Annotated in this window: 8 protein-coding genes and 1 pseudogene; all 9 read right to left on the bottom strand. The window is 73.3% G+C overall.

All coding sequences use genetic code 11. The features are described from left to right. Window positions 1-16 precede the first annotated feature (16 nt). Window positions 17-796, bottom strand: a complete 780-nt coding sequence (locus ABZ449_RS19880) for an SURF1 family protein (protein ID WP_360347335.1) — start codon at window positions 794-796, stop codon at window positions 17-19. Window positions 797-904: 108 nt separating this feature from the next. Next, complete coding sequence (locus ABZ449_RS19885) at window positions 905-2191, bottom strand: hypothetical protein (protein ID WP_360347337.1); 1287 nt, start codon at window positions 2189-2191, stop codon at window positions 905-907. Beyond that, on the bottom strand, window positions 2184-2729 hold the full coding sequence (locus tag ABZ449_RS19890; RefSeq protein ID WP_360347339.1) for a SigE family RNA polymerase sigma factor: 546 nt from the start codon (window positions 2727-2729) through the stop codon (window positions 2184-2186). The genes ABZ449_RS19885 and ABZ449_RS19890 overlap by 8 nt, the downstream gene beginning before the upstream one ends. Window positions 2730-3021: 292 nt before the next feature. Continuing rightward, window positions 3022-4212, bottom strand: a complete 1191-nt coding sequence (locus tag ABZ449_RS19895) for an aspartate-semialdehyde dehydrogenase (protein WP_360347341.1) — start codon at window positions 4210-4212, stop codon at window positions 3022-3024. 100 nt (window positions 4213-4312) lie between these two features. After that, window positions 4313-5593, bottom strand: a complete 1281-nt coding sequence (locus tag ABZ449_RS19900) for an aspartate kinase (protein ID WP_360347343.1) — start codon at window positions 5591-5593, stop codon at window positions 4313-4315. A 392-nt stretch (window positions 5594-5985) separates the two neighbouring features. Then, window positions 5986-6699, bottom strand: a complete 714-nt coding sequence (locus tag ABZ449_RS19905; RefSeq protein ID WP_360347345.1) for a DUF5063 domain-containing protein — start codon at window positions 6697-6699, stop codon at window positions 5986-5988. Next, window positions 6692-7291, bottom strand: coding sequence for a recombination mediator RecR (recR, locus tag ABZ449_RS19910; RefSeq protein ID WP_218198914.1), 600 nt, complete (start codon window positions 7289-7291; stop codon window positions 6692-6694). Before recR ends, ABZ449_RS19905 begins: the two co-directional genes overlap by 8 nt. Before the next feature lie 277 nt (window positions 7292-7568). Continuing rightward, window positions 7569-7907, bottom strand: a complete 339-nt coding sequence (locus ABZ449_RS19915) for a YbaB/EbfC family nucleoid-associated protein (protein WP_359905653.1) — start codon at window positions 7905-7907, stop codon at window positions 7569-7571. Between the two features lie 169 nt (window positions 7908-8076). Then, window positions 8077-8319 (bottom strand): annotated as a pseudogene (locus tag ABZ449_RS19920) (DNA polymerase III subunit gamma and tau); the annotation flags it as partial.

Raw genomic sequence — 8319 nt, forward strand, 5'->3', positions numbered from 1 at the left:
GGGCCGCTCCGGAGCGTCAGTCCAGGACCGGGTCCAGCCCGAGGGCCCGGTCCTGCTCCGCCTCCGCCTCGCGGCGCACCAGGCGGAACCACATGAAGACCACGAACCCGGCGAAGACGAACCACTCCAGGGTGTAGCCCAGGTTCTGGAACGCGCGCAGGGTGAGCCCGTCCCCGCCCTGCGGCTGCACGGTCGGGACGGAGGCCAGCCCGGCGGGCGCGTCGTCGGCGGCCACCCAGCCGTCGTACCAGCCGTCGTACTCCAGCACGTTCAGCAGCGACGCCCGGTTGATCATGCCGAGCTGCCCGGCGGGCAGACCGCCCGCCACCGCGCCGTTGCTGCCCACGGCCTCGTTGGCCTGCAGGCGCCCGGTCACCGTCACCTCTCCGCCCGGCGGCGGCCCGGCGGCGGCCGGGTCCCCGGCCGCCCAGCCGCGCACCACGGCGACGGCGTGCCCGTCGGCGGTGCGCAGCGGGGTGAGCACGTAGTGCCCCTGCTTGCCGTCCACCACCCGGTTGGGGACGAGCAGTTGGTGCTCGGTGTCGTAGGTGCCGGTCACCGTGACGGCCTTGCCGACGGTCTCCGTGCTCACCTGCGGCGTCGCCTGGTTGAGCAGCGCGTCGATCGGCCGGGCGTCACTCGAAGCGGTGACCGCCTGCTTGGTCTCCTTGTGCGTGGACACCCGGTCCTCGAACCGGCCGAGCTGCCAGGAGCCCATGAACAGGCACACCGCCACGGCCGCCACGGCCACGACGGTGCCGCCGAGCCAGCGCGAAGTCAGGAGGAACCGGTACACACCCCCACGGTAACCACTCCTCACACCCGTCCGGCCCCCGGGCCCCGACCCGGCGGCCGATGGTTCGTCCGTCGGCGCCCGTGGCCGGCTCTCCGCCGCTGCCCGCGGTCACCCCGCCGTCGGCGAGCCCGACGGCTGCGGCGCCGGGCCGCCGGGGCCCTGGACGCCGCCGCGGTAGACGGTGCCGCCGCACGCCACGGGCAGGGTCGCCGTGGCGGCCGCCGGACTGCCGGGGGCGGGGGTGTGGGCGATGGTCACGCTGGACGGTGCCGAGGTCGGGCCGCCGCTCGGGGTCGGGGTCGGGCTGGGAGCCGTGGTGGGGCCCGCCGACGGCGACGAGGAGGCCGGCGGGTTGGCGCTGGACTCACCGGAGGGGACGGATTCCGGGGCACCGGGCTCGACGGCCGGGACGTCCGAGCGCAGGGCCACCTGGTGAGTGCCGTTCGACGGGGTGGTCAGGCTGTTGGAGCCGGTACAGGTCCGGTCGGGGACCCAGGCGAACGGCACCCGGTACGCGGCCCGCGGCGCGAGCACCGGCGGCTCCCCGTCCATCGCGGGCAGGCCGGCCACCGGATCGCCCGGCACGTGGTCGGCGGTGCGGATGCGGCCGCGGTCGCCGCCGCTGACGGCGGTGACCGCCACCGAGCCCGGCCCGCCGAGCCGGCAGCTGCGCGCGGACACGTTGTAGACGGTGAACGAGCCGTAGATCCGCCCGTCGCCGTCGGCCGTGCCGATCTGCGCGACGCCGTCGCCGAGGTCCGTCCGGGTGCAGAGCGGGACGATGCCGCCGTCGCCGGCCCCGGAGGTCCCGGTGGGCGCGAGGCCTCCGTCCGTGTGCGTCAGCCCGCCGCCGGGGGTGTGCGGGGCCGTGGCCGTACCGCTCGACGCCGTGGCCGAGCCGGTGCCGCCCGGGTCCGCCTGCGTGACCCCGCCGGTGCCGCCAGCGGTACCCGCACCGCCGCTGGGGGACGCGGCGGCCGGGCTCTTGGCGTCGGCCGAGCCGGGACCGCCGGAGAGCCCGAGGTGCTCCCCCTCGTGCAGGACGGGCAGGCCGATCGCGACGACGAAGGCGAGTGCGGCCGCCCCGGTCCAGGCACCGCGCCGGGCGGCCCGGCGGCGGGGCACGGCCCGCCGGATCCGCGGCAGCCCGCCGACCGCGGGCTGGATGCCGGAGACGGCGCCGTGCAGCAGTTCGCGCACCGCGCGTTCCTCGGCGGACAGGTCCAGGAGCTCCGGGACCTCACGCGGCGCCTTCGGACCGGGCGTGTGCGTCCCAGGCGTCCCGGGCATCTCGGGTGTCCCGGGTGTCCCGGGCGCCTCGGGCGTCCCGGGTGTCCCGGGCGCCTCGGGCGTCCCGTCGACCGGCCGCCGACGGCCTTCGTCCGCCTCAGCCATGTCCGGCCTCCATCTGGACGCGGAGGGCGGCGAGTCCGCGGGAGCCGTAGGCCTTCACCGAGCCGAGCGAGATGCCCAGGGTCTCGGCGACCTGCGCCTCCGTCATGTCCACGAAGTAGCGCAGCACCAGAACCTCCCGCTGACGGCGTTGCAGACCCCGCAGCGCGGCCTTCAACTGGTCGCGCTCCAGGGCATCGTAGGCACCTTCTTCTGCACTGGCCATGTCAGGCATGGGCTTCGGCAGCAGTCGCAGCCCGAGGATGCGGCGGCGCAGCGTGGAGCGGGACAGGTTGACGACCGTCTGCCGCAGGTAGGCCAGGGTCTTCTCGGGCTCGCGCACCCGGCGCCGGGCGGCGTGCACCCGGATGAACGCCTCCTGGACGACGTCCTCGCAGGTCGAGAGGTCGTCCAGGAGCAGTGCCGCGAGCCGCAGCAACGAGCGGTAGTGCGCCTGGTAGGTCTCGGTGAGCAGGTCCTCGCTGGTACCCGCGTCGGTACCGGCGCCGGAGTCCGCCGCACCGTGTGCGGCCGCCGTCATCTGGTCTACTTCCGGCCTACTCGCAGGCCACGGGGCGCGCGACGGGAAGGGCACAGCGGCTCTCGCCGGGATGCCCGCCCTTGCCCCCACCATCACGTTCGCCACGCACGTTGGACACTCGATCCCCTGTCATGGTTGCCCGGCCCGGGGCCCATTCTTCCGCATCGGCGGAAGAGGCCTCCAGGGGATTCCCACGGGATTCCGGACGGATTGTGTCGAGGAGCGGACACAGGTATGGACACACCTGTGGACACAGCGGGCACTTCGGAACGCGCGAGGGCCCCCGGCGGCCCTACTCCTCCGGCTCCCGCGTCCCCGGAACATCCGACGCGGCGTCCGACGTGTCGTCCGATGTGTCGTCCGGCACCGCGCCCGACACCCCGTCCGACGCCTCGTCCGACGCCTCGTCCAGCGCCGCGTCCGACGGCTCACCCGCCGTCAGCTCCGCCGCCACCAGCTCGGCCAGCTGCACCAGGTTGAGCGCCGCGCCCTTGCGCAGGTTGTCCCCGCACAGGAAGAGGTCCAGCGCGTCGGGCTCGTCCAGCGCCCGCCGGACCCTCCCGACCCAGACCGGGTCCGTCCCGACCACGTCGTTCGGCGTGGGGAACTCGCCCGCCGCCGGATCGTCGTAGAGCACCACCCCGGGCGCGTCCCGCAGGATGTCCTGCGCGTGCTCCTGGGTGACCTCACGCTCGAACCGCGCGTGCACGGCCAGCGCGTGGGTGCGGACGACCGGGATGTGGACGCAGGTCGCCGAGACCTTCAGGGCGGGCAGGCCGAGGACCTTGCGGGACTCGTCGCGAATGCCCATCTCCTCGGCGGACCAGCCGCCCTCGCGCAGCCCGCCGGTCCAGGGCACCGCGTTGAGCGCGAGCGGGGCGGCGAACGGCCCCTGATCGGCGATCAGCGCGCGCAGGTCGCCGGTCTGCCGGCCGACGGCGGTGCCCGCCACCAGCCCGGTCTGCGCGCGCAGCGCCGCCTCGCCGTCGCGGCCCTCGCCGTCGGCGGCCTGGTAGGAGGCGACCACGAGCTGCGCCAGCCCGTACTCGGCGTGCAGCGCACCGACCGCGGCGATCATCGCGAGGGTGGTGCCGGCCGGACTGGCGACGATGCCGCGCGGTCGGATCCGCAGCGCGGCCGCGTTGACCTCGGGGACGACCAGCGGCACGTCCTCGGTGGTGCGGAAGACGGCCGAGTCGTCGATCACCACGACGCCCTTGGCCGCCGCGATCGGCGCCCACTGCGCCGCGACCGGGTCGGGGACGGCGAACACCGCCACGTCGATGCCCGCGAAGGCCTCCTCGGCCAGCGGAACGACCTCGACGGCCTCCCCGCGCACCACCGACTTTCGGCCGGCCGAGCGCGGGGAGGCGACGAGTCGGATCTCGCCCCAGACGTCGTGGCGGAGGGAGAGCAGCCCGAGCAGCACCTCGCCGACCGCGCCGGTGGCGCCGACGACGGCGAGGTTCGGGCGCCGGGTCATCGCCCGGCGCCCCGGAAGGACCCGGTTCCCCGGACGGACCCGGTGCTCCGGCCGAGCCGGGCGACCCGGCGGAGCCGGGCGCCCCCGCTCCGCGTGGGGGTCATCGCCCGGTGCCGCCGTAGACGACGGCCTCGTCGCTCTCGCTGTCCAGGCCGAAGGCCGTGTGCACGGCGCGGACGGCCTCCGGGACGTCGTCGGCGCGGGTGACCACCGAGATGCGGATCTCCGAGGTGGAGATCAGCTCGATGTTGACGCCCGCGGCGGACAGCGCCTCGAAGAAGGTCGCCGTGACGCCCGGGTTGGAGCGCATGCCGGCACCGACCAGCGAGATCTTGCCGATCGCGTCGTCGTAGCGCAGCGACTCGTAGCCGATGCCGTCCTTGACCCGTCCCAGCGCGTCGATGGCCTTCTGGCCCTCGGTCTTGGGCAAGGTGAAGGAGATGTCGGTCAGGCCGGTCGACGCGGCGGAGACGTTCTGCACCACCATGTCGATGTTGACCTCGGCATCGGCGATGGCGCGGAAGATGCGCGCCGCCTCACCCGGCTTGTCGGGCACGCCGACGACGGTGACCTTGGCCTCGGAGGTGTCGTGGGCGACTCCGGAGATGATGGCCTGCTCCATCTCGCCCCCTTCGGGCTTGTTCGGGTTGTCGTTGCTGACGATCGTCCCGGGAAGACCCGAGAAGGACGAGCGTACGTGAATCGGGATGTTGTAGCGACGGGCGTACTCGACGCACCGATCGAGCAGCACCTTGGAACCCGACGAGGCCAGCTCCAGCATGTCCTCGTAGGCGATCCAGTCGATCTTGCGGGCCTTCTTCACCACGCGCGGGTCGGCGGTGAACACGCCGTCCACGTCGGTGTAGATCTCGCAGACCTCGGCCCTGAGCGCGGCGGCGAGCGCCACGGCGGTGGTGTCCGAGCCGCCCCGGCCCAGCGTGGTGATGTCCTTGCTGGTCTGGGAGACGCCCTGGAAACCGGCCACGATCGCGATGTTGCCCTCGTCCAGGGCGGTGCGGATGCGGCCGGGCGTCACGTCGATGATGCGCGCCTTGTTGTGGACGGAGTCGGTGATGACACCGGCCTGGCTGCCCGTGAAGGACTGCGCCTCGTGCCCCAGGGACTTGATCGCCATGGCCAGCAGCGCCATGGAGATGCGCTCTCCAGCGGTCAGCAGCATGTCGAACTCACGGCCGGCAGGCAGCGGCGACACCTGCTCCGCGAGTTCGATGAGCTCGTCCGTCGTGTCGCCCATCGCGGACACCACGACGACGACCTCATGGCCGGCCTTCTTGGCGTCAACGATTCGGCGGGCCACGCGCTTGATGCCTTCGGCATCGGCAACGGATGAGCCGCCGTACTTCTGCACGACAAGGCCCACGTGCGCTCCTCGACTCGAAGTCTTTTCCGGGGGCTGGGGCCCCCGTACCCCCCTGGGGAGAGGGGGGTGCGGTCGTCGTCAGTCTACCGAGCAGGGGTGCTCCGACCGGCGCTTTCCATATCGTGAGACGGTAGTTTCAGCACGTGAACGGCGGTGCGGGCGACTCCGCCGTCAGGTCTGCGGGCGATTCGGTACGGCTCCGAAGAATCGGCGGACCGGGGGACGGAGATCCGGCCGGATTTCTTTTCCGGCCGGCCCGCTGAGGCATGCGTCACAATCCGAGGGGCCGTCGCGGAACACCGCCTGCCACGTACCGCCTGCCACGTCCCTCGTCCCGCGTCCCGCGCCGTGAGCTGCGCGCCGCAGGCCGCCCCAAGGCCGCCCCAGGCCGTCTAGTGCCCGAGCCCGAGCTCGGCCGCCATCAGGTCGCCCGCCTGCTGCTCCAGCTGCTCGTCGGTGAGCCCGTCGTCATCCGTGTCCGCGCCGTCGGGCACCGCGCCGATCGGGCTGTCCAGCCGGACGTGGGCGATCAGCGACTGCAGGGCCCGCAGCACCGCCGTGCAGGTCGTGCCCCAGTTGGAGAGGTACGAGAACTGCCACCACCACAGCGCCTCGCTGACCCGGCCCTCGCGGTAGTGGGTCAGGCCGTGCTGGAGCTCGCTGACCACGCCGGCCAGGTCGTCCGAGATCCGGAACGCGTTGGGCTTCTCCGGCGGGCCGTACGGGTCGAAGACCTCGTGGTAGACGTCGATCGGCGCGAGCAGCTCGGCGAGGCGCTCGCGCAACTGCTCGCCGTCCGGCTCGGGACCGGCGTCGGGCTCGAAGCGGTCCTCCGGGACGACGTCCTCGATCGCACCCAGCCGGCCGCCGGCCAGCAGCAGCTGCGAGACCTCCAGGAGCAGCAGCGAGACCGCGCTGCCGGGCTCGTCGCCCTTGGCGACCTCGGTGACGGCGAGCACGAAGCTCTCCACCGAGTCGGCGATCTGCACGGCGAAGTCGTCCGGCTCCGAGCCGTGACCGTGGGTGTGCGGGGCGTGCGCCCCCGGTTCCCCGTGGGACTGCTGGTGGGGGGTGTGGGGCTGCTGGTTGATCGTCCGGTCAGACATCGAGCAGTCGTCTCCCTTCGAAGGCGCGGCCGAGGGTGACCTCGTCCGCGTACTCCAGATCCCCGCCGACGGGCAGGCCGCTCGCCAGACGGGTCACCTTCAGGCCCATCGGCTTGCAGAGCCGGGCCAGGTAGGTGGCGGTCGCCTCCCCCTCCAGGTTGGGGTCGGTGGCCAGGATCAGCTCGGTGACCGTGCCGTCCGCGAGGCGCGACAGCAGCTCGCGGATGCGCAGGTCGTCCGGGCCGACGCCCTCGATGGGGCTGATTGCGCCGCCCAGCACGTGGTAGCGGCCGCGGAACTCACGGGTGCGCTCGATGGCGACGACGTCCTTGGGCTCCTCGACCACGCAGATGACGGCGAGGTCGCGGCGCGGGTCCAGGCAGACCCGGCACTGCTCGGCCTCCGCGACGTTGCCGCAGACCGCGCAGAAGCGGACCTTGTCCTTGACCTCCAGCAGCGCGTGCGCCAGCCGACGAACATCGGTCGGGTCGGCCTGCAACACGTGGAAGGCGATCCGCTGGGCGCTCTTGGGCCCGACGCCGGGCAGCCTGCCCAGTTCGTCGATCAGGTCCTGAACCACACCCTCGTACAACGTCGCGCCTTCCCTCGGGTGGTCGGTGGTGCTGTTCGGCCGGTGACGACCGAATGACCGCTGGTGGCCGAATGACCGCTGGTGGCCGGGTGACCGCTGGTGGCCGGTGACGGCCGGATGGCCGCCGGTGGCCGGATGGTGGCCGGATGGCCGGTGGTGCTCCGGTGCCATCATCCAACGAATCGGGCGTCGGACACAGCGCCCGACGCCCGACTCCCACATAAATCACATGGGTCTGTCGTCTGAACTTCAGACCTTCTGGAACGTGGGGCCGACGTTAGAACGGCAGGCCGGGGATGCCGCCGCCCAGGCCCTGGGTCAGCGGGCCCATGCGCTCGGCCTGCATCTTCTGCGCGGTCTGGTTGGCGTCCCGGACGGCCGCCAGGATCAGGTCGGCCAGCGTCTCGGTGTCCTCCGGGTCCACGGCCGCCGGGGCGATGGTCAGCGCCACCAGCTCACCGGCGCCGGTCACCGTCGCCTCGACCAGGCCGCCGCCCGCCGAACCGTTCACCTTCGTCTCGGCCAGCTCCTGCTGGGCCTTCGCGAAGTCCTGCTGCATCTTCTGCGCCTGCTTCAGCAGCTGCTGCATGTTGGGCTGGCCACCACCGGGGAACACGGCTGTCTCCTTGCTGTCACGGCTGTCTTGCGGTGCTTCGTTCGTCACCGCCGAGCCTACGTGCTGCCCGCCGCTCCGGGCCCCGAACCGGGGCCCGAACCGGGGACGGCTCAGGGACGGGGCCGGGCGGTCGGGGCCATGGACCCGGGGCCGGGCGGCCGGGGACGGCTCAGGAGCCCTGGTGGTGGATCTCCTCCAGCACCGTCGCCCCCAGCTCGCGGATGATCAGCTCCTGGCCGGAGAACACGTCCTCCTTGAGGTCCGGGTCGTCCGCCTCCGGGATGTCGTCCTCCGGGGCCACCGACTGCACCGGACGGGCCGGCGCGGCCGCGGGCGGCGGGGCCTGCACCGGCGCGGGCTGCACGGGCGGTGCCTGGACGGGCGCCGGCGCGGCCTGGACCGGCGGCGCCTG

Source organism: Kitasatospora sp. NPDC005856, assembly GCF_040629945.1.
Lineage (GTDB): Bacteria > Actinomycetota > Actinomycetes > Streptomycetales > Streptomycetaceae > Kitasatospora.